The sequence below is a fragment of the Pseudoxanthomonas mexicana genome, assembly GCF_010093385.1.
Classification (GTDB): domain Bacteria; phylum Pseudomonadota; class Gammaproteobacteria; order Xanthomonadales; family Xanthomonadaceae; genus Pseudoxanthomonas_A; species Pseudoxanthomonas_A mexicana.
In genome coordinates, this window is the sequence record NZ_PDWV01000001.1 from 1 (window position 1) to 20,233 (window position 20,233).

Consider the following 20,233-nt stretch of genomic DNA (forward strand, 5'->3'; position numbering starts at 1 on the left):
GGATGTAAGCGGTTACATGGTAGACAGCGGTCGTCGGAGCAACAACCCAAGTACTTGTTCCGATTCAGGTTTGCGCCATGCATTCTGCCACGACCGGGCGCGTGATTCAGGATCGTCGTCACGGTCGGCAGGGCCCGAGGGTCGCTTTGTTGCCCCTGCGGACTTGGATGGCCGCTGCATCCGGGATTCGCGGTCCGGACAAGGCCCGGGTCCACGGTCGCGCTGGGTGGATGCGGTGCTTCCAAGCATGGCGGTGCGTGGGCAGCGGATCGGGTCATGGCGGCCCGTCGAGCGACGACGCATTGAGGTGGTGGCAGCGGAGAAGGCGCCTGGGGTCCGTGCGTTGAGGGCGCCGCAGCGGCGTGGACACGCCGTGGCGCCGGGCACCGCACGGGCCCCAGGCGCCGTCGGCGCAGCGCCCCCTGTATCGCTTCCAACGGCAGGCAGGCGATGAAAACGGCCATGCCTCGGCGATAATCCGGACACGCCCCCTGCCGTGCCGCCCATGGACAAGATCGAACGCATCACTGCCCTGCACCGCATCCTGAAGGCTGCCCGTTATCCGGTCACGGTGAAGCGGCTGCAGGAGGAGCTGGGCTGTTCGCGCGCGACGGTCTACCGCGACCTGGCCTATCTGCGCGATGCGCTGATGGCGCCCATCGAGGGCGATGGCGAGGCCGGCTTCCGCTATCACGCCGCGGAGAGCGAGCGTTTCGAACTGCCCGGCCTGGGGTTGAGTTCGGAAGAGCTCTACGCGCTGCTGGCCGCGCAGCAGCTGCTGGTGCGCACGGGCGGTGGCGTGCTGTCGGGCGCGCTGGCACCGCTGCAGAAGCGCATCGAAGGTCGGCGGGCCGACCACGCCGGCGTGTCGCAGTGGCCGGTCGACCGGGTGCGCGTCATCCCGCACCGCGGCCGCAAGCTGGACGAGGCCAGCTTCCGCACGGTCGCCTCGGCCGTGCTGGAACGCAAGCAGCTGCAGTTCGAATACCGCGCACGTTCGACCGACGAGCGCACGCGCCGCACGGTGTCGCCGCAGCGCATCACCCACTATCGCGACAACTGGTACCTGGACGCCTGGGACCACGAGCGCAACGCTCTGCGCAGCTTCGCCGTGGACCGCATCGGCAATGCACGGCTGGGTGAGGAGCCTGCGCGCGACCTGCCCAACGAGGAGCTCAACCAGCACCTGGCCTCGAGTTACGGCATCTTCTCCGGCGAGCCCAAGGGCTGGGCCACGATCGTCTTCAGCGCCAAGGCCGCGCGCTGGGTCGCCGACGAGCAGTGGCATTCCAAGCAGCAGGGCCGCCACCTGCCCGATGGTCGCTACGAGCTGAAGATCCCTTACAGCGTTTCCCGCGAGCTGCTGATGGATATCCTGCACTATGGCGCCGACGCGGAAATCGTCGAGCCGGCGGTGCTGCGCGAACAGGCGAAAGCGCTGCTGGAACTGGCGCTGTCGAACTACGAGAAGAAGTAGCGCCGTTGCGGGCGTGGGAGCGACGTGAGTCGCGAAGCTTCGCGGATCGCCTTTAGTTCGTCATCGCGACTGATGTCGCGGCCACAGCCCGCCATCCTGGCGGTCTATGGCGCCTTCGGTTCCCCGAACCCCGGCTTGCCCACCTGTTCCGGCACCTGCGGTATGCGCACGAGCTGGCGGGCATTGATGCCGTGGTCGCGCGCGCGCTTCACCAGGTCCTGGTAAAGCGTGTCGTCCATGACGGGGTTTCGGGCCAGGACCCAGCCCATGTCGCGACCCGGATAGTCGGCCAGCGCCCAGGAGTAGTCGGGTGCCACTTCGACGATGCGCCACTTGGCCGGCACCACGCCGACGAACCACAAGGTCCATTCCCGGTTGCCGGACGCTTCCTTCACCGACGCGCGCGCTTCGCGCACCTGTTCGGGCTGGTCGAAGCCTTCGCGATAGTGGTACGCAACCCCGACCTTGTCGCGATCGCGGAAGGCGTATTCGTAACGTGCCGCAACGTGTCCGCGTTCGGCGAAGTAGGGAATGTGCGCCACCACGTGCCAGGTGCCCATGAAGCGAGGCAGGTCCACGGCCGCCGGTCCCTTCTGCACCTCGCCCCGGCTCGCGCAGCCGGCGGCCAGCACCAGCAGCAGGGCGATCAGGGCACATCGGGCTACGCGGGGAAACAACGGCATGGGCATGTGGGACTCCTTCCTCCCCGTCATACGGACACGCTAGTCATCAGGATGCGACGGCGATGTTAACCGGGGATGTCGCAATCCGTGAGATGCGTGTGAGCGAGTGTGACGGCGTACCGACATCAACCCACGGGAGTCCGCCGCCATGTCCGCCGCATCGTTCGACTTTTCGTCACCCGCTTCCCAGGATCGTCCCGACGCCGGCCTGGACCGTGCGTTGCGCAGGGTCGTGCTTGCGGGCCTGGCACTGGTGTTGATGGTGCCGCTGGCCCGGGCCAGCACCGACGCCCTCGGATGGCTGCCGCTGTGGCTGGTGGGCATGCCGGTGGCGGCCTGGTGGGCGCTGCACCGGTTCCGCGTGCCGACGGTGTTGCGCCGGGTCCGCCCGGCGGCCGCGCGCCGTCGCGCACCGCAGGCCCGGCGCCTACGCACCCGCGGCACGGGTCCGGCCCGGGCGGCCTGACCTTCGGCAGGGGGGTGGCCTTCGGCCCTTGTGCTAGCGTGGCATGTTCATGAACTGCACCTCCGGAGCCACTCCCGATGCCCAGACTTACCCACGCCTGCCTGGCCGCCGGCCTTGCCGTTGCGGGCGCCCTGTCCGCTCCTGTCCATGCGAAGGAGGCTGACGTGTCCAACGACCCGTACGCATGGCTGGAAGAGGTCGAAGGCCAGAAGCAGCTCGACTGGGTGAGGGGCGTCAACGCCAAGGCCGAGGCCGAGATCGCGGCCACGCCGGCATTCAAGCAGCTGGAGTCGGATATCCGCGCCATCCTCGATTCAGACGCCAAGATCCCGGGCGTGCAGAAGATCGGCGACTACTACTACAACTTCTGGAAGGACAAGCAGCACGAACGCGGCGTCTGGCGCCGCACCACGCTGGCCGAGTACCGCAAGGCACAGCCGCAGTGGGAGACCGTGCTGGACCTGGACGCGCTGAACAAGGCCGAGGGCAAGAACTGGGTCTGGCACGGCGCCGACTGCCGCAAGCCCGACTACACCCGCTGCCTGATCGCGCTGTCGCGCGGCGGCGCCGACGCCGATGAGACCCGCGAGTTCGACCTGGTCAACAAGAAGTTCCTCGCCGACGGGTTCTACCGTCCCGAGGCGAAGGGTGGCCTGGGCTGGAAGGACGCCGATACCGTCTACGTGTACACCGACTTCGGCGACGGCAGCATGACCAGCTCGGGTTATCCGCGCATCGCCAAGGAATGGAAGCGCGGCACGCCGCTGGAGAGCGCCACCGTCGTCTACGAAGGCAAGCCGGACGACATGTACATCGCGGCGTTCCACGACGACACGCCGGGTTTCCAGCGCGATTTCGTCAGCCGCACGCTGGCCTTCTACAACGACGAGCTGTACCTGCGCCGCGCCGACGGCACGCTGGCCAAGATCGATGCACCCAACTCGGCCAACAAGGGCGTGCACAAGGAGTGGCTGACCCTGGAGCTGCGCGAGCCGTGGACGGTCGGCGGCAAGACCTATGCGACCGGCAGCCTGTTGGCGGCCAAGTTCGACGACTTCATGGCCGGCAAGCGCGCGTTCGACGTGCTGTTCGCGCCGACCGACAAGACCTCGCTGGCAGGCTTCACCTGGACGAAGAGCCACCTCGTCCTCAACGTACTGGAAGACGTGAAGAACCGCCTGAGCGTGCTGACGCCGTCGGCCTCGGGCTGGACCACCAGCGCCTTCGTCGGCGCACCGTCCTTCGGCACCGTCGGGGTCGGTGACGTGGACAGCGACGAAAGCGATGCGGTGTGGCTGACCGTCACCGACTACCTGACCCCGACGACGCTGTCGCTGGCCGAGATCGGCCAGCCGCCCGAGCAGCTGAAGTCGATGCCGGCGTTCTTCGACGCTTCGGGCAAGAAGATCGAACAGCACTTCGCCACCTCCAAGGACGGAACCAAGGTGCCGTACTTCCTGGTCCGCCCCGAAGGCCTGAAGTACGACGGCAGCACGCCGACCCTGCTGTACGGCTACGGCGGCTTCGAGATCTCGCTGACCCCCGGCTATTCCGGCGGCGTGGGCAAGGGCTGGCTGGAGAAGGGGGGCGTCTATGCCGTCGCCAACATCCGCGGTGGCGGCGAGTACGGTCCGCGCTGGCACCAGGCGGCGCTGAAGGCCAACCGCCACAAGGCGTACGAGGACTTCGCCGCGGTCGCGCAGGACCTGATCGCCCGCAAGATCACCTCGCCCAAGCACCTGGGCATCCAGGGCGGCAGCAATGGCGGTCTGCTGACGGGCAACATGCTGACGCAGTATCCGGAGCTGTTCGGCGCCGTCGTCGTGCAGGTGCCACTGCTGGACATGAAGCGCTACAGCCACCTGCTGGCGGGCGCGTCGTGGATGGCCGAGTACGGCAATCCCGATACCGCCGACTGGGAGTTCATCCGGACCTTCTCGCCGTACCACCTGTTCGATGCGGAGAAGGACTATCCGCCGACCCTGTTCATGACCTCCACCCGCGACGACCGCGTCCATCCGGGCCATGCCCGCAAGATGGCCGCGAAGATGCTGGAGGCGGGCAAGGACGTGCGCTATTACGAGAACATCGAAGGCGGCCACGGCGGTGCGGCCAACAACGCCCAGGCCGCGCACATGAGCGCTCTGGCCTACACCTTCCTCTGGCAGCAACTGACCAAGTAAGCGTCCGACGCCCCTCTCCGGAGGGGCGCCGCCATTGCATCCCGCGTCCCCGGACCCCATCCATGAAGCCGACCTCCCTTCTGCTTGCCGCCACCGTCCTGATGAGCACCCCGATCACCTCCGCCCTGGCCGCCAGTGCCACCCCGCCCGACGTGGCGAAGAAGCCGCACGTGGTGAAGGCGCCGCACGGTGCCGAACGCAACGACGAGTACTACTGGCTGCGCGACGACAAGCGCGAGAACAAGGAGATGCTGGCGTACCTCAACGCCGAGAACGCCTACACCGATGCGGTGATGGCGCCGCTGAAGCCGCTGGAGGACAAGCTGTACGACGAAGTCGTCGCGCGCATCAAGCAGGACGACGCCAGCGTGCCGTACCGAGAACGCGGCTGGTGGTATTACGCGCGCTTCGTCACCGGCAAGGACTATCCGGTGCATGCGCGGCGCAAGGACGGCCCGGGCGTGGATGCGGTGTCGATCCAGGCCGCCAACGCCGCCGGCGACTTCACCGGCGAGCAGGTGCTGCTGGACGTCAACGCGCTGGGCGAAGGCAAGGACTACTACAACGTCGGCGACTACGAGGTCAGCCAGGACAACCGCCTGCTGGCCTATGCCGACGACACCAACGGCCGTCGCCAGTACACCATCCGTTTCAAGAACCTGGATACCGGTGAACTGCTGCCGGACACCGTCACCAACGCCGAGCCGAACCTGGTGTGGTCCGACGACGGCCGCACGCTGTTCTACGTGGACAAGGATCCGGAAACCCTGCTCAGCAAGCGGGTGAAGGCGCACGTGCTGGGCACGCCGGCCAGCCAGGACGCGCTGGTCTACGAAGAGGAAGACGACAGCTTCTACATGGGCATCGGTCGCAGCCGCGACGACAAGTTCATCTGCATCAGCGTCGAGAGCACCGTGTCCTCCGAAATGCGCTGCACGCCGGCCGCCAGCCCCGGCGTGTTCACCGTGCTGGCCCCGCGCGAGCGCGACGTGGAATACCAGGCCGACCACCTGGGCGACCGCTGGGTGATCCGCACCAACGCCGATGGCGCCACCAACTTCAAGATCGTGCCCGCGCCGACCGACTCGACTTCGCGCAAGGACTGGAAGGACTGGGTGGCCCACCGCGACGACGTGTTCGTCGAGGGTTTCGAACTGTTCGACGGCTTCAGCGTGGTGGCCGAGCGCGCCAACGCGCTGGAAAGCCTGCGCGTGATCAAGGCCGACGGCAGCAGCGACTACGTCAAGGCCGACGAGCCGGCGTACTCGATGGGCCTGTCCGCCAATCCGGAAACCGGTACCGACTGGCTGCGCTACAGCTACACGTCGATGACCACGCCGGCCACGACCTACGAGATCAACACCAAGACCGGCGAACGCCGCCAGCTGAAGCAGCAGCCCGTGCCGGGCTACGATGCGTCGAAGTACGTCACCGAGCGTGTGTGGGCGCCGGCGCGGGATGGCAAGACGAAGATCCCGGTGACGCTGGTATACCGCAAGGACGTGGCGCGCGACGGCAAGGCGCCGATGCTGCAGTACGCCTACGGCAGCTATGGCGCGTCGATGAACCCGAACTTCAGCATCACCAACGTCAGCCTGCTGGACCGTGGCGTGGTCTACGCGCTGGCCCACATCCGCGGCGGCCAGGAAATGGGCCGTGCGTGGTACGACGACGGCAAGCTCTACAACAAGATCAACACCTTCACCGACTTCATCGACGTCACCGATTACCTGGTGAAGGAAGGCTACGCGGCCAAGGACCGCGTGGCGGCGATGGGCGGCAGCGCCGGTGGCCTGCTGATGGGTGCGGTGTCGAACATGGCGCCGGAGAAGTACAAGGTCATCCTGACCCTGGTGCCGTTCGTCGACGTCGTCACCACGATGCTCGACCCCACCATTCCGCTGACCACCAATGAATACGACGAGTGGGGCAACCCGGAAGAGAAGGGCTACTACGACTACATCCTGACCTACTCGCCCTACGACAACCTGCAGGCCAAGGCCTACCCGGCGATGTTCGTCGGCACCGGCCTGTGGGATTCACAGGTGCAGTACTGGGAGCCGGCCAAGTACGTCGCCCGCCTGCGCGACCTCAACACCGGCAAGGGCCCGGTGGTGTTCCGCACCAACATGGAAGCCGGCCACGGCGGCAAGTCCGGCCGCTTCCGCCAGTACCGCGAGCGTGCCGAGATGTTCGCCTTCATGCTGGACCAGCTGGGCGTCGCTTCGAAGTAGGCGGCATCGCGGGACAGGAAGAAAGCCGGGGAAACCCGGCTTTCTTCGTTTCCGGTATCCCCGCCAGCGAGGGGCTCCAGCGCCGCCGGCCACGGCCGATAACGGTGGGGACGAGTTCGTCGGCGGAGGCGCGACATGGCAGGGTGGGGTGCGGTGATCCGCGTCGGGCATCGGCTGTTCGCGCCATCGGCTGTCGATTTGGGGTACAAGGTCGCCGTGCACGATCCGTCGCCGCCACCGCGCGAACTTCCCGAGCCGAGGCCAGCCCGCTTCCGCTGGGCCTGGCGGCTGCTGGCCTACGCCAGCCTGGGGGTGGGCATCGTCGGCGTGTTCGTCCCCGGGCTGCCGACCACCGTGTTCATCCTGGTCGCGGCGTACGCCGCGTCGCGCGGTTCGGAGCGCCTGCACCGCCACCTGGTCACTCATCCGCGCTTCGGCCCGATGATCCACGACTGGCATCTGCACCGCGCGGTGTCGCGGCGCGCCAAGTGGGCGGCCACGTGGACGATGCTCTTCAGCGCCGTGATCCTGCTCGCGCTGATGCGGTGGACCGGCTCGCACCGCTGGTGGATGGTCGCCTTGCCGATGGCCTGCATGGCCGTGGTGGGGGCCTGGCTGTGGATGCGTCCGGAGCCGCCGCGCAGCGACTGAGCGGCCGCCGCGTTCATCGGGCTGTGGCTATACTCTCGGCATGAACCGGAACGCTCGTCTTTTCCTTGCCGCCGCCCTGATGGCGGCCCTGTCCGCCTGCGGTGCCAAGGGCCCGCTGTTCATGCCGGAGAAGCCGGTCGAAGAGGCGCCCGTGACGCCCGCCGATGCCGTGCCACCCGCGGCCGACGCCGTGCCGGCCGACCCGCCGATCGATCCCGCCACGGTGCCCGCCACCGACGGGAATGGCTGAGTCCCCGTACCCGCGGGCCACGGCGATGCGTTTCACCAAGATGCATGGGGCCGGCAACGATTTCGTCGTGCTGGACCTGCGCGATGGCCTGCCGCCACCGGATGCCGCGCTGGCCGCAGCGCTGGCGGATCGCCACCGGGGCGTGGGCTGCGACCAGATCTTGACCATCGAAGCGCCGCGCAGCGCCGCGGCGGTGGCGGCCTACCGCATCTGGAACTCGGATGGTTCGCCCTCGCAGCAGTGCGGCAACGGCGCGCGCTGCGTGGCGGCGTGGCTGGTGCGGGACGGTGCGGCGACGGGAAGCACGTTCGACGTGGACAGTCCGCTGGCGACGCACGCGGTGGAGCGTCTGGGTGAGGATCGCTATGCCATCGCCATGGGCGTGCCGGAGTTCATGCCCGCGCGTATCCCGCTGCGGGGATTCGACGCGCCGCGCGCGGAGTACGACGCCGACGTGGACGAGGGCGTCAGGCTGCGGTTCGGCGCCGTATCGATGGGCAATCCGCATGCCGTGATCGAAGTGCCGTCCGTCGATGCTGCGCCCGTGCTGCACTACGGGCCGCTGCTGCAGCGGTCGCCGCACTTCCCCGAGTCGGTCAATGTCGGCTTCGCCGAAGTGGTCGCGCCCGACCGCGTGCGCCTGCGCGTGTACGAGCGCGGCGTGGGCGAAACACTGGCCTGCGGCAGCGGCGCGTGCGCGGCCGCCGCCGTGCTGATGCGGCGCGGCCGGGTGGGCCGCGACGTGGCCATCGCGCTGCCGGGCGGCGAACTGCGCATCCGCTGGCCGTCCGACGACGCGCCGGTCATCATGTCCGGGCCGGCGGCATTCGTATTCGAAGGGGAATGGAAAGCATGAGCGATACGCAAGAGAAGCTGGGCGCCCACGAAGTCGCGGCCTGGCTGCGACGGCACCCGACGTTCCTGAAGCAGTTCCCCGACCTGGCCCTGAGCCTGGTGGTCCCGCGCGACGAAGGCCCCACGGCCTCGCTGGCCAGCTACCAGCTCGAGGTGCTGCGCGACAAGAACCGTGAACTGTCCAAGCGGCTGGGCGACCTGTTCGCCAATGCGCAGGAGAACGAACGCCTGGCGGTGCGCACGCACCAGCTGGCGCTCACCCTGATGAAGCAGGGCAGTGCCGCGGATACGGTGCGCGCGATGGCGGCCTCGCTGGCCGAGGATTTCAACGGCGACCGCGTCAGCATCGTCCTGCTGGAACCGATCCCCGGGCTGGAGGAGAGCGACTGGCTGCAGGTGGTGCCGGCGGACAATCCGCACATGGCCCCGTTCCGCGACTGCCTGCGCGACGGCGAGCCGATCTGCGGCCGCCTGCAGCCCGAGAAACACGTGCTGCTGTACGGCGCGCGCGCGGATGAGGTCGCGTCGTCGGCGCTGCTGCCGTTGCCCGGCATCGGCCTGGTGGCCGTGGGCAGCCGCGACGGCAACCGCTTCTATCCGGGCATGGGCACGCTGTTCCTGCGCATGATGGGCGAGACGCTGGCGACGGCGTTGAAGCGGTTCGATGGTTGAGGCGAGGCGCGCGTCTCGTGCCGTCATTCGGGCGAATGCCGGAATCCATCGCGCTCTTGTCCTGACGGGCGGCCTGAGGCAAACGCCCAGGCCGCCCGGATTTCGGCGTTCGCGGGAATGACGGGGAGGGAAGGATCTTGTCCGTCACCGACTTCCTGGCGTATCTCGACGTGGAGCGCCGTGTCTCCGCGCACACGCTGGATGCCTACCGCCGCGATCTTGCCGCGCTGACGGAGTGGGCGCAGGCGCAGGGCATCACCGAGCTGGCGGATGTGCAGGCCGAAGCGTTGCGCGGCTTCGTCGCCGCCGAGCATCGTCGCGGGCTGTCGCCCAAGAGCCTGCAGCGCCGCCTGTCGGCCTGTCGCAGTTTCTACCAGTGGCTCCTGAAGCATGGCCGCATCGCGGCCAGTCCCGCGGCTGCGCTGCGTGCGCCCAAGGCCCCGCGCAAGCTGCCTCAGGTGCTGGATGCCGACGAGGCCGTCCGGCTGGTGGAAGTGCCCACCGACGCGCCGCTCGGCAAGCGCGATCGCGCGTTGCTGGAGCTGTTCTATTCCTCGGGCCTGCGCCTGAGTGAGCTGTGCGCGCTGCGGTGGCGCGACCTGGACATGGCCGGCGGCCTGGTCACGGTACTGGGCAAGGGCAGCAAGGAGCGCAAGGTGCCGGTCGGCTCGCATGCACGCAACGCGCTGGCCGAATGGCGTCAGGAACGCCCCGCCGGCAACGACGGCTTCGTGTTTCCAGGGCGCGCTGACGGTCCGATCTCGCAACGGGCGGTGCAGATCCGCATCAAGCAGCTGGCACAGCGGCAGGGTCTGTTCAAGCACGTCCATCCACACATGCTGCGACACAGTTTCGCCAGCCACATCCTCGAATCCTCGGGCGACCTGCGCGGCGTACAGGAACTGCTGGGCCACGCCGACGTCGCCACCACCCAGATCTATACGCACCTGGACTTCCAGCACCTGGCCAGGGTGTACGACGCGGCGCACCCGCGGGCGAAGCGCAAACGCTGAGCCCCTGTAGGAGCGACGTGAGTCGCGACCGCGGATCCGAACAAGCACGACGGCAGTATCAGGCGTGGTCCGATGGATGTCGTACGGTCGCCGGGTGCCTCGGGATCGCGGTCGCGACTCACGTCGCTCCTGCAACGGCGTCGAAAGTCATGCTTGAACCTAGGAGCGGCGTCCCCACCTCTGGGGGAACACCCCGGAGGCCTCCATGGACCCCAGCCAGAACCCCCACGTCTTCCACGCCACCACCATCCTGTCCGTGCGCCGCAACGGCCGCGTCGCCGTCGCGGGCGATGGCCAGGTGACGCTGGGCCACACGGTCATGAAGGGCAATGCGCGCAAGGTGCGCCGGCTCGGTCGCGACGGCCAGGTGCTGGCCGGCTTCGCCGGCGCGGCGGCCGATGCGTTCACCCTGTTCGAACTGTTCGAAGCCAAGCTGGAGAAGCATGGCCAGCTGACGCGCGCCGCCGTTGAACTGGCCAAGGACTGGCGCACCGAGCGTCGTCTGGGCAAGCTCGAGGCGCTGCTCGCCGTCGCCGACCGGGAAACCTCGCTGATCATCAGCGGTACCGGCGACGTGATCGAGCCGGAGGACGGCATCATCGCCATCGGTTCCGGCGGTTCCTATGCCTTGTCCGCTGCACGCGCATTGCTCGCGCATACCGAACTGGACGCGAAGTCCATCGCCGTCGAGTCGCTGAACATCGCCGGCGACATCTGCATCTACACCAATCGCAACGTGGTGGTCGAAGAGCTGTGAGAGGAGCCGTGATTGGCGATTCGTGATTCGCAAGAGCGAACGCCAAGCCGAAACCTCCCAGCTTCCCTGAATCCGCTCTTACGAATCCCGAATCTCCTATGACGAATCCCGGCTCTTCCACCATGACCCCGCGCGAGATCGTGCAGGAACTGGACCGCCACATCGTCGGCCAGCAGGCCGCCAAGCGCGCAGTCGCCATTGCGCTGCGCAACCGCTGGCGCCGCATGCAGCTCGACGACGGCCTGCGCAACGAAGTGATGCCGAAGAACATCCTGCTGATCGGTCCGACCGGTGTGGGCAAGACCGAGATCGCGCGCCGCCTGGCCACGCTGGCCAACGCGCCGTTCGTGAAGGTCGAGGCCACGCGCTTCACCGAAGTCGGCTATGTGGGCAAGGATGTCGAGCAGATCGTCCGCGACCTGGCCGATACCGCGGTGAAGATGTATCGCGAGCAGGCCAAGGCACGCATGCGCACCCAGGCCGAGGAGCGCGCCGAGGAACGCATCCTGGATGCGCTGCTGCCGCGGCGCGAAGGCGCGGGCGGCAACGGCTTCGGTTCCGGCGCCGCCACGCCCACCGTCGACATCGGTGCCGAGCCGTCGTCGAAGGAGTCCGAGACCCGCCAGAAGCTGCGCCGCCAGCTGCGCAGCGGGGAGCTGGACGGACGCGAGATCGAACTGGAGCTGTCGGCCAACGTCGGCGTGGACATCATGACGCCGCCCGGCATGGAGGAGATGGGCCAGCAGCTGCGGCAGATGTTCTCGAGCCTCGGCGGCAACAAGACCCACAAGCGCACGGTCACGATCAAGGCCGCGCGCCCGCAGCTGATCGAGGAAGAGGCCGCGAAGTTGGTCAACGAGGACGACATCCGCGCCGCTGCCATCGAGGCCTGCGAGCAACATGGCATCGTCTTCATCGACGAGATCGACAAGGTCGCCAAGCGCAGCGGCAACATGAGTGGTGCCGACGTCAGCCGCGAGGGCGTGCAGCGCGACCTGCTGCCATTGGTGGAAGGCAGCAACGTGTCGACCAAGTACGGCACGGTGAAGACCGACCATATCCTGTTCATCGCGTCCGGCGCGTTCCACCTGGCCAAGCCCAGCGACCTGATCCCCGAACTGCAGGGCCGCTTCCCGATCCGCGTGGAGCTGTCCGCGCTGAGCAAGGAGGACTTCATCCGCATCCTCACCGAGCCCAAGGCCGCATTGACCCGGCAGTACGTGGAGCTGATGAAGACCGAAGGCGTGGCGCTGCGGTTCGCCGACGATGCCGGGGATCGCATTGCCGAGATCGCCGCGCTGGTCAACGAGCGTCAGGAGAACATCGGTGCGCGCCGGCTGCATACGGTGCTGGAGCGCCTGCTGGATACGCTGAGTTACGAGGCCCCCGACCGCGACGGCCAGAGCGTCACCATCGACCGCGCCTACGTCGATGCGCACCTGGGCGAACTGGTGCAGGATCCGGATCTCAGCCGTTACATCCTATGAGGTAACGAACCCGCCGCGAGGCGGGTTCTTCCTTCATGGGGCATGGGGACTTTGGGCTGCCGGTTACAATGACGGCCCGTTCCCGTCCTGCCCGAGCCATATCCATGAGCACGCTGCCGCCCTGCCCGCAATGCCAGTCCGAGTACACCTACGAGGACGGCGCGCAGCTGGTCTGCCCGGAATGCGGGTACGAGTGGTCGGCCGAGGCGCCCGTCGTCGCCGATGAGGGTCCGCGCGTGGTCAAGGACGCCAACGGCAACGTGTTGCAGGACGGCGACAGCGTCACCGTCATCAAGGACCTGAAGATCAAGGGCTCGTCGCTGGTGGTCAAGGTCGGCACCAAGGTCCGCAACATCCGCCTGGTCGACGGCGACCACGATATCGACTGCAAGATCGACGGCATCGGCGCGATGGGCCTGAAGTCGGAATTCGTGCGCAAGGCCTGAACCGCGAGGCCGTGGCTCAATCCTCGCCGATATCCTCGTTCCACACCTCGGGATTGGCGCGGATGTAGTCGCCCAGCAGGTCGATGCATTCCTGGCTCTGCAGGTCGATGACGTTGACGCCGGACGCACGCAGCCAGTCCAGTCCGCCCTGGAAGTTCACCGACTCACCGACCACCACGGTACCGATATTGAACTGGCGCACCAACCCGCTGCAGTACCAGCAGGGCGCCAGCGTGGTGACCATGATCGTGTCGCGGTAACGACGTTGCCGGCCGGCCTTGCGGAAGGCATCGGTTTCGCCATGTACGGACGGATCGCCTTCCTGCACGCGGCGATTGTGGCCGCAGCCGAGCAGGCGTCCGTCGTTGTGGTAGAGCGCGGCGCCGATGGGAATGCCGCCTTCGGCCAGTCCCTGGCGGGCCTCGGCAATGGCGGTGTCAAGCAGGGCACGGTAGTCGATCATGGGTTTCTCGGGCGAGGGAGCGTGACGCGGCTCTAGGAATCCAGCTTCACACATCGCCTACTGTGACGCTACTCGCAGCACGGACAGGGGCCCTCTGGCATCCAGGGGCCGTGGACTGCGTCGCTACGTCAGGGAGCCAGGGGACCATGGACATGAAGACAAGCACGACGACGGGTCGAGCGAGGGCGATCGTCGCCACGCTCGTGCTGGGCATTGCCGGCACCGCTTCCACACACGCCCAGACCATCGAGCAGGGGCTGCTCCAGCTGGAGTGGGGCGACCCAGCCCCGGTGGCGCCAGGTCAGGCGAAGTCGAAGTCCCGTTTCAACGCTCGTCTGGTGAAGGACGACGGCAGCCGGATCGCGCTCGATCCTGCGCAGGCGCGCAAGGCCGCGGGCGATCTGTACGTGTTGGCCAACCGTCGCGTGGCGATCGCCTTCGGGGCCCCAGGCAAGACCGCGTCGTCGACACCGACGATCGAGGCCATCGTGCCCGCGGACCGGACCGCCCAATCCGCGCCGGTCACGGCAGCCAGTGCACGCGTGGCGGCGGCCGCGCCGGTGAACGGCGTCACCCGCTGGGTCACGCTGATGTGCAAGTTCAGCGACATCGGGACCGAACAGAAGACCCAGGCGTTCTTTCAGTCGCAGTATGGCGAGGGCGTCGGCCAGCTGGGCCACTACTGGCGCGAGGTGTCCTACAACAAGATCAACCTGGCCGGCAGCAGCGCCCATGGCTGGTTCACCCTGCCGCAACCGCGCAGCCATTACGTCACCGAGGAGAACGGGGAGGATAAGGCCGACCTGAAGAAACTGTTCGCCGACTGTGGCGCCGCGGCCGATGCCACGGTCGACTTCAACAGCGTGCAGGGCGTGAACATGATGTTCAATGGCGACCTGGACGGGTACGCATGGGGTGGCGGCATGTGCGCGCCACTGGAGGGGCGGAGCAACTTCTGCACGCGTGCGACCTGGAATCCACCGTGGTCCTTCAGCAACCTGGCGCCGCTCGCGCACGAGATGGGGCACGGCTACGGCTTGCCGCATTCGGACAATTCCGACGGCGACAGCGACACCTACGACAATCCCTGGGACGTGATGAGCGATGGCTGGTACAACGCCGTATCCGACAGTACTTACGGTACCCGGCCCAAGCACATCAACGTGTTCCAGCGGCACCGACTCAGCTGGGTGGACGGCGCGCGCCAGCAGGTCATCGTGCTGGGCGACCTGGCCACCCGCGACATCGCACTCGACTACGCGCACTTGGCCGGATCCGGCAATGTGCAGATGCTGGTGCTGTCGCTCTCGCCGCAGGCCGACCCCTACGCCTCCGTGGTGTACACGCTGGAAGCACGCAAGCGCGAAGGCCCCTACGAAGGCGCACTGGCCGGCGATGCGGTGATCGTCCACAAGGTCCAGGCATCGGGTACGGCTTACAGCATCGATGCGGACGTGCCGCCTGCCAATCGCGCCAACAACGAGGGTTCGATGTTCAAGGTGGGCGAGCGCTGGGTCACTCCGGAAGGCTCGCACGCGGTTACCGTGAAGGCGCAGACGGCGACAGGATTCGTGGTGACCGTCGGACCCCCGCGCGCGATGAGCAGCCCGCTGCCACCCTTGGTGCGGCCTGCGCAGGTGTCTGCGTCGTCGTCGTCGCCCACACGATCGACGCCGGCGATTCCCGTGAGGGGGCGCAAGCCGCCGGAGCGATGCGGTGGCGTGCGTGGCGCAACATCGCCGCAGTGCGCCATGCGCGAGCGCTGATGCGTAGGGATTTCCCTGACGGTGTACGGGGCGAACCCGATCCCGTGCGCGGGGCATGTGCCTACACGGGACATGACGAGATCGGCTACGAATCCTGACCTGCATCGCAGTTCGAAACATCCGCAACGCGAACGTGGCATTTGACGCCCGAATCCGCTCAAGACACGTGCGTGCCGGCCGACACGACGGGCATGGCGGCGTCATCTCGACCCGCCACCTTGAGTGGGGTCTTGCGTGTTCGAGCAACGAACTTTCGGTGCGTGGCGCATGGACGTCCGGACGTTCTTTGTCGGTTGTCTGTTCGTTCTGGCATGCGTCGTTCCGGTCCTGCCTTCGAAGGCGGAGACCGTGGTCCAGGGCGTGCTGCAACTGCAGTGGGCGGATCCCCCGCGCGCGCTGCCGGGGCGTGTGCAGAAGGCGCCGCAGCTCGATGCCTGGCTGGAGATCGGGCCGGGCCGGCGCATCGCGCTGGACGTGAACCAGGCACGGCGTGCCGCTGGCGACCTGTATGCACTGGCGAACCGGCGCGTGGCGGTCTCCTACAGCGCGCAGGCCAACGTGGCGTCGTCCTCCAGGGTGATGGCCGCATCGCAGCCCACGCAGGTCATCCAAGCCATCGTGCCCACCGATCGGCTACCGCAGCGCGCACTGGCCGCCGGTGCGGACGGACGCATGATGGCGTCGGCGCCGGTGCTGGGTGCCACGCGCTGGATCACCCTGATGTGCAAGTTCGCCGATATAGCGACCGAGCAGAAGCCGCGCGAGTACTTCCAGGCGCAGTACGGGAATGCGCCCGGCCAACTGGGGCACTACTGGTCGGAGGTGTCCTACGGCCAGGTCAATCTGGCCGGAAGCTCCGCCCATGGCTGGTACACACTGCCGCAGCCGCGTGCCGCGTACATGGCCACGGTCAACGGCAAGGAGAAGGCGCAGCTGTCGACGCTCTTCGCCGACTGCGCGGCCGCGGCCGAAGCCGAGGTCGACTTCAGCGGCATCCAGGGCGTCAACCTGATGTTCAATGGCGAACTGGATGGCAATGCCTGGGGCGGCGGCGGCTGCGCCACGCTCGACGGCGTCTATACCTGCACGCGGGCGACGTGGAGCCCGCCGTGGTCATTCATCAACCTGGCGCCGCTCGCCCACGAGATGGGGCACGGCTACGGGCTGCCGCATTCCAACAACAGCGATGGCGACGGCGACACCTACGACAATCCCTGGGACCTGATGAGCGACGCCTGGCGCAACGCCGCCAGCGACACGGTCCTTGGTACGCTGCCCAAGCACATCAACATGTACCAGCGCGAACGCCTGGGTTGGCTGCCTGCCGCGCGCAAGCGTGTGATCACGGCAGACAACCGCGAAACGCAGGAATTCGTCCTCGACGCCGGCAGCCTGGTGGGCAGCACGCAGGTGCAGTTGGCGGTATTGGCGATGCCGGCGCAGGCCGATCCCTACAAGACCGTCATCTACACGCTGGAGGCACGGCGACGCACGGGACCCTACGAGGCGAAGCTCGCCGGCGACGCGGTGATCATCCACAAGCTGGAGGATTACGGCATCGCCTACAGCATCGACCGGGATGTCCCGGCCGCCAACGTTTCCAACAACGAGGGCTCGATGTTGAAGGTGGGCGGACGCTGGAACACCCCCGACGAGCGGCACTGGGTGGAAGTGGTATCCGTCACCGCGAATGGCTTCGTGGTGCGCGTGGGGCCGCGGCCGCGCTCGATGAGTTCGCCGGCCCCGGTCCTGGAGCGCCCGGCCACGGTCGCGGCTTCCTCGTCCTCCGCACCGGCGCCGCGCGTGCCGGCGCCGCGGACGGCACCGCAGGCGACGGCAAGGACGGGCTGCCGCGTGCTGCCCGAGATCCTGCGTGTCCGTGCACTGTGCGCGTTGATGGAGCGCTGACCGCCAGCCTGACGCGTTCGGCTCCGGCATGCGACCGGGGCGCCGGGAGTGCGATAATCCGGCCATGAGCGAATCCCCCTACGAACGCGGCACCACCCATTTCGGCTTCCGCGACGTCGCCGCCAAGGACAAGCAGAAGCTGGTCGGCGAGGTCTTCACGTCGGTGGCCGGCAAGTACGACCTGATGAACGACCTGATGAGCCTGGGCATCCATCGGGTCTGGAAACGCTATTTCGTAGGCACCTGCCAGGTGAAGCGCGGCGACCGCGTACTGGATCTCGCAGGCGGCACCGGTGACATCGCCGCGCTGCTGAAGGACCGCGTGGGCGATGCCGGGCAGATCGTGCTGGGCGACATCAACGCCGGCATGCTGTCGGTGGGCCGCGACCGCATGACCGACCGCGGGCTGGTGCAGGGGCTGGAATACGTGCAGTGCAATGCCGAGGCGCTGCCGTTCCCGGACGCCAGCTTCGACCTGGTCACCATCGCCTTCGGCCTGCGCAACGTCACCGACAAGGACGCCGCGCTGCGCGAGATGCACCGCGTGCTGAAGGTCGGCGGGCAGGCCCGCGTGCTGGAGTTCTCGGAAGTGACCGTGGACTGGTTCAAGCCGGTCTATGACTTCCATTCGTTCAAGGTGCTGCCGAAGCTGGGCCAGCTGTTCGCCCAGGACGCCGGCAGCTACCAGTTCCTGGCCGAAAGCATCCGCAAGCACCCGGCGCAGGCCGAACTGCAGGGGATGATGGATGCCGCCGGCTTCGCCCGGACCGGTTTCCGCAACCTGTCCGCGGGCATCGTGGCCATCCACACCGGCTACAAGGTCTGAAAAGGGCGCCCAGCGCCCTGTGGGAGCGCCCCATGGGCGCGATGCTTTTCCTCGCGACCGGCACGAGCAGCAAGGGCATGGCTCGCTCCTGCAGGGGAACACGGAACGGGCGCCGAACGGACGCGGGCCTCCGCCCGGCGGGGTAAACTGGGCGCTTCCCCCGATCGCTGGAAGTCCCCTGATGCGTTCACTGGCTTTGCTGTTGTCCTGCGCCGCCGTGCTGGCGGCCGGGTGCTCCAAGGAACCCGAGTCCACCCCCGTGGCCGCGCCCAAGAAACCCGCCGTCGCCCAGGTCGCCGACCGCGACGAGCATTCCTACGCCGAGCCGCAGAAAGTCGCCATCGCCGACCTGGCGCTGGACATCGCGGTCGATTTCGACGCCAAGACCATCGGCGGCACCGCGACCTACACCCTGGACTGGAAGGACAAGGCCGCCACCCAGCTGGTGCTGGACACGCGCGACCTGACCATCTCCAAGGTGGAAGGCGAGGCCAATGGCGCCTGGTCGCCGCTGCAGTACGCGCTGGCCGCCAAGGACCCGGTGCTGGGCAGCAAGCTGACCATCGAGACGCCGGCCCGCAACGCCAAGGTCCGCGTCACCTACACGAGTTCGCCGGAGGCCTCGGGCCTGCAGTGGCTGACCCCGGAGATGACCGAAGGCAAGCAGCTGCCCTTCATGTTCAGCCAGTCGCAGCAGATCCACGCGCGCAGCTGGGTGCCGCTGCAGGACACGCCGCAGGTGCGCTACACCTACACCGCGCACGTGACCTCGCGCCCGGACGTGATGGTGCTGATGAGCGCCGACAACGATCCGGCGGCCGCGCGCGACGGCGATTACAGCTTCAAGATGCCGCAGAAGATCCCGTCGTACCTGATGGCGATCGCCGCCGGCGACCTGGTGTTCAAGCCGATCTCCGCGCGTAGCGGCGTGTGGGCCGAGCCGGCGATGGTCGACAAGGCGACGAAGGAGTTCGAAGACACCGAGAAGATGATCGCCACCACCGAGCAGCTGTACGGCCCCTACCGCTGGGACCGCTACGACATGCTGGTGCTGCCGCCGTCGTTCCCCTACGGCGGCATGGAGAACCCGCGCCTGAGCTTCATCACGCCCACCGTGATCGTCGGCGACAAGACGCTGGTCTCGCTGATCGCGCACGAGCTGGCACACAGCTGGTCGGGCAACCTGGTGACCTTCTCCAGCGCCAAGCACGGCTGGCTCAACGAGGGCTTCACCAGCTACGTGGAGAACCGCATCGTCGAATCCCTGTATGGCAAGGAACAGTCCAGCATGGAGTACGCGATCGCGCGCAACGCGCTGAAGAAGGAAATCGCCACCATGCCGGAGGCCACCCAGGCGCTGGCGGTGAAGCCGGGCACGAAGCTGGATGCCGACGACGCGCTCAGCGCCGTGTCGTACGACAAGGGCGCCTGGTTCCTGCAGATGCTGGAGGAACGCTTCGGTCGCCAGGAGTTCGACGCCTTCCTGCGCGGCTACTTCGACCACTTCGCCTTCCAGAGCATCACCACCGAGCAGTTCCTGGCGTACGCCAAGAAGCACCTGTTCGACAAGCACCCCAACCTGGTCAGCGACGCGGAGATCCAGGAATGGATCTACGCGCCGGGTATTCCCGCTGGCGCGCCGCAGGTGCAGTCGCGCGGCTTCTCCAACACCGACACCGCGCGCATCGCCTGGCAGGGCAGCGGCCAGCTGCCCAACCCGCAGCTGACCGATGCCTGGATCACCCAGCAGTGGGTGCATTTCATCGAAGGCATGGGCGACAAGCTGACCGTCGAACAGGTCAAGCAGCTGGATGACGCCTACCACTTCACCGGCACCGCCAATGGCGAGATCGCCATGCGCTGGTATCCGCTGACGATTCGCAGCGGTTACGTGGACGCGCGGCCGGAGATCGCGAAGTTCATCGAGCGCGTCGGCCGTCGCAAGCTGATCATGCCGATCTACGAGGAACTGGTGAAGACGCCGGACGGCCTGGCCTTCGCGCAGGAAACCTTCGCCCGCGCCAAGCCCGGTTACCACCCGATCACGACCGGTTCGGTCGAGGCCGTGCTGGCCAAGGCGTCGGCGGGCCAGTAAG

Annotated in this window: 18 protein-coding genes; 16 read left to right on the forward strand and 2 right to left on the reverse strand. The window is 67.5% G+C overall.

Annotated features, from left to right (window positions below; genetic code table 11):
• Nucleotides 1-505: 505 nt before the first annotated feature.
• Complete coding sequence (locus CSC76_RS00005; protein WP_162108017.1) at nt 506-1,477, forward strand: helix-turn-helix transcriptional regulator; 972 nt, start codon at nt 506-508, stop codon at nt 1,475-1,477.
• Nucleotides 1,478-1,581: 104 nt separating this feature from the next.
• Here the strand turns inward: CSC76_RS00005 and CSC76_RS00010 are convergent, their stop codons facing one another.
• Entirely contained in the window at nt 1,582-2,166 is a 585-nt protein-coding gene (locus CSC76_RS00010) for a lipocalin family protein (RefSeq protein ID WP_238394814.1), read from the reverse strand.
• A gap of 142 nt (nt 2,167-2,308) precedes the next feature.
• On the opposite strand from CSC76_RS00010, the gene CSC76_RS00015 reads away from it, so the two are divergent.
• The 11 genes from CSC76_RS00015 to CSC76_RS00065 all read left to right on the forward strand — a co-directional run bounded on the left by CSC76_RS00015 (nt 2,309) and on the right by CSC76_RS00065 (nt 13,174).
• Nucleotides 2,309-2,626 (forward strand): hypothetical protein, encoded by a 318-nt coding sequence (locus tag CSC76_RS00015; RefSeq protein WP_162108018.1) that lies wholly within the window; start codon nt 2,309-2,311, stop codon nt 2,624-2,626.
• A 77-nt stretch (nt 2,627-2,703) separates the two neighbouring features.
• On the forward strand, nt 2,704-4,809 hold the full coding sequence (locus CSC76_RS00020) for a prolyl oligopeptidase family serine peptidase (protein WP_162108019.1): 2,106 nt from the start codon (nt 2,704-2,706) through the stop codon (nt 4,807-4,809).
• A gap of 62 nt (nt 4,810-4,871) precedes the next feature.
• Nucleotides 4,872-7,043 carry a S9 family peptidase gene (locus CSC76_RS00025; RefSeq protein WP_162108020.1) on the forward strand — a complete coding sequence of 724 codons (2,172 nt, stop codon included), beginning with the start codon at nt 4,872-4,874 and terminating at the stop codon, nt 7,041-7,043.
• Nucleotides 7,044-7,259: 216 nt separating this feature from the next.
• Complete coding sequence (locus CSC76_RS00030; protein WP_238394824.1) at nt 7,260-7,694, forward strand: YbaN family protein; 435 nt, start codon at nt 7,260-7,262, stop codon at nt 7,692-7,694.
• Between the two features lie 40 nt (nt 7,695-7,734).
• The gene (gene lptM / locus CSC76_RS00035; RefSeq protein ID WP_162108022.1) at nt 7,735-7,944 is read left to right on the forward strand and encodes an LPS translocon maturation chaperone LptM; all 210 of its coding nucleotides are present in this window, start codon (nt 7,735-7,737) and stop codon (nt 7,942-7,944) included.
• Nucleotides 7,937-8,800 carry a diaminopimelate epimerase gene (gene dapF / locus CSC76_RS00040; protein ID WP_287757286.1) on the forward strand — a complete coding sequence of 288 codons (864 nt, stop codon included), beginning with the start codon at nt 7,937-7,939 and terminating at the stop codon, nt 8,798-8,800. The genes lptM and dapF overlap by 8 nt, the downstream gene beginning before the upstream one ends.
• Entirely contained in the window at nt 8,797-9,471 is a 675-nt protein-coding gene (locus CSC76_RS00045; protein WP_162108024.1) for a DUF484 family protein, read from the forward strand. The genes dapF and CSC76_RS00045 overlap by 4 nt, the downstream gene beginning before the upstream one ends.
• A gap of 134 nt (nt 9,472-9,605) precedes the next feature.
• Nucleotides 9,606-10,484: a tyrosine recombinase XerC gene (gene xerC / locus CSC76_RS00050; protein ID WP_162108182.1), complete on the forward strand. Its 879-nt coding sequence runs from the start codon at nt 9,606-9,608 to the stop codon at nt 10,482-10,484.
• A 205-nt stretch (nt 10,485-10,689) separates the two neighbouring features.
• The gene (gene hslV / locus CSC76_RS00055; RefSeq protein WP_162108025.1) at nt 10,690-11,241 is read left to right on the forward strand and encodes an ATP-dependent protease subunit HslV; all 552 of its coding nucleotides are present in this window, start codon (nt 10,690-10,692) and stop codon (nt 11,239-11,241) included.
• A 98-nt stretch (nt 11,242-11,339) separates the two neighbouring features.
• Nucleotides 11,340-12,728: an ATP-dependent protease ATPase subunit HslU gene (hslU, locus tag CSC76_RS00060; protein ID WP_162108026.1), complete on the forward strand. Its 1,389-nt coding sequence runs from the start codon at nt 11,340-11,342 to the stop codon at nt 12,726-12,728.
• 104 nt (nt 12,729-12,832) lie between these two features.
• Nucleotides 12,833-13,174 carry a zinc ribbon domain-containing protein YjdM gene (locus CSC76_RS00065; RefSeq protein WP_162108027.1) on the forward strand — a complete coding sequence of 114 codons (342 nt, stop codon included), beginning with the start codon at nt 12,833-12,835 and terminating at the stop codon, nt 13,172-13,174.
• Nucleotides 13,175-13,190: 16 nt separating this feature from the next.
• Here CSC76_RS00065 and CSC76_RS00070 read toward each other — a convergent pair whose 3' ends face one another.
• Entirely contained in the window at nt 13,191-13,637 is a 447-nt protein-coding gene (locus tag CSC76_RS00070) for a nucleoside deaminase (protein WP_162108028.1), read from the reverse strand.
• Between the two features lie 146 nt (nt 13,638-13,783).
• Between CSC76_RS00070 and CSC76_RS00075 the strand changes: the two genes are divergently transcribed.
• The 4 genes from CSC76_RS00075 to CSC76_RS00090 all read left to right on the forward strand — a co-directional run bounded on the left by CSC76_RS00075 (nt 13,784) and on the right by CSC76_RS00090 (nt 20,232).
• Nucleotides 13,784-15,403, forward strand: a complete 1,620-nt coding sequence (locus CSC76_RS00075; RefSeq protein ID WP_162108029.1) for a metallopeptidase domain-containing protein — start codon at nt 13,784-13,786, stop codon at nt 15,401-15,403.
• Between the two features lie 267 nt (nt 15,404-15,670).
• Entirely contained in the window at nt 15,671-17,311 is a 1,641-nt protein-coding gene (locus CSC76_RS00080) for a metallopeptidase domain-containing protein (RefSeq protein WP_162108030.1), read from the forward strand.
• A gap of 64 nt (nt 17,312-17,375) precedes the next feature.
• A complete protein-coding gene (gene ubiE, locus CSC76_RS00085) occupies nt 17,376-18,137 on the forward strand; it encodes a bifunctional demethylmenaquinone methyltransferase/2-methoxy-6-polyprenyl-1,4-benzoquinol methylase UbiE (protein WP_162108031.1) in 762 nt (253 codons plus the stop codon).
• A 181-nt stretch (nt 18,138-18,318) separates the two neighbouring features.
• Nucleotides 18,319-20,232, forward strand: coding sequence for a M1 family metallopeptidase (locus tag CSC76_RS00090; RefSeq protein WP_162108032.1), 1,914 nt, complete (start codon nt 18,319-18,321; stop codon nt 20,230-20,232).
• Nucleotide 20,233: the final 1 nt, after the last annotated feature.

Coding starts and splice junctions, on each gene's coding strand:
- CSC76_RS00005 (WP_162108017.1), top strand. CDS start 506: ATGGACAAGATCGAACGCATCACTGCCCTGCACCGCATCCTGAAGGCT.
- CSC76_RS00010 (WP_238394814.1), bottom strand. CDS start 2,166: ATGCCCATGCCGTTGTTTCCCCGCGTAGCCCGATGTGCCCTGATCGCC.
- CSC76_RS00015 (WP_162108018.1), top strand. CDS start 2,309: ATGTCCGCCGCATCGTTCGACTTTTCGTCACCCGCTTCCCAGGATCGT.
- CSC76_RS00020 (WP_162108019.1), top strand. CDS start 2,704: ATGCCCAGACTTACCCACGCCTGCCTGGCCGCCGGCCTTGCCGTTGCG.
- CSC76_RS00025 (WP_162108020.1), top strand. CDS start 4,872: ATGAAGCCGACCTCCCTTCTGCTTGCCGCCACCGTCCTGATGAGCACC.
- lptM (WP_162108022.1), top strand. CDS start 7,735: ATGAACCGGAACGCTCGTCTTTTCCTTGCCGCCGCCCTGATGGCGGCC.
- dapF (WP_287757286.1), top strand. CDS start 7,937: ATGGCTGAGTCCCCGTACCCGCGGGCCACGGCGATGCGTTTCACCAAG.
- CSC76_RS00045 (WP_162108024.1), top strand. CDS start 8,797: ATGAGCGATACGCAAGAGAAGCTGGGCGCCCACGAAGTCGCGGCCTGG.
- hslV (WP_162108025.1), top strand. CDS start 10,690: ATGGACCCCAGCCAGAACCCCCACGTCTTCCACGCCACCACCATCCTG.
- hslU (WP_162108026.1), top strand. CDS start 11,340: ATGACGAATCCCGGCTCTTCCACCATGACCCCGCGCGAGATCGTGCAG.
- CSC76_RS00065 (WP_162108027.1), top strand. CDS start 12,833: ATGAGCACGCTGCCGCCCTGCCCGCAATGCCAGTCCGAGTACACCTAC.
- CSC76_RS00070 (WP_162108028.1), bottom strand. CDS start 13,637: ATGATCGACTACCGTGCCCTGCTTGACACCGCCATTGCCGAGGCCCGC.
- CSC76_RS00075 (WP_162108029.1), top strand. CDS start 13,784: ATGGACATGAAGACAAGCACGACGACGGGTCGAGCGAGGGCGATCGTC.
- CSC76_RS00080 (WP_162108030.1), top strand. CDS start 15,671: ATGGACGTCCGGACGTTCTTTGTCGGTTGTCTGTTCGTTCTGGCATGC.
- ubiE (WP_162108031.1), top strand. CDS start 17,376: ATGAGCGAATCCCCCTACGAACGCGGCACCACCCATTTCGGCTTCCGC.
- CSC76_RS00090 (WP_162108032.1), top strand. CDS start 18,319: ATGCGTTCACTGGCTTTGCTGTTGTCCTGCGCCGCCGTGCTGGCGGCC.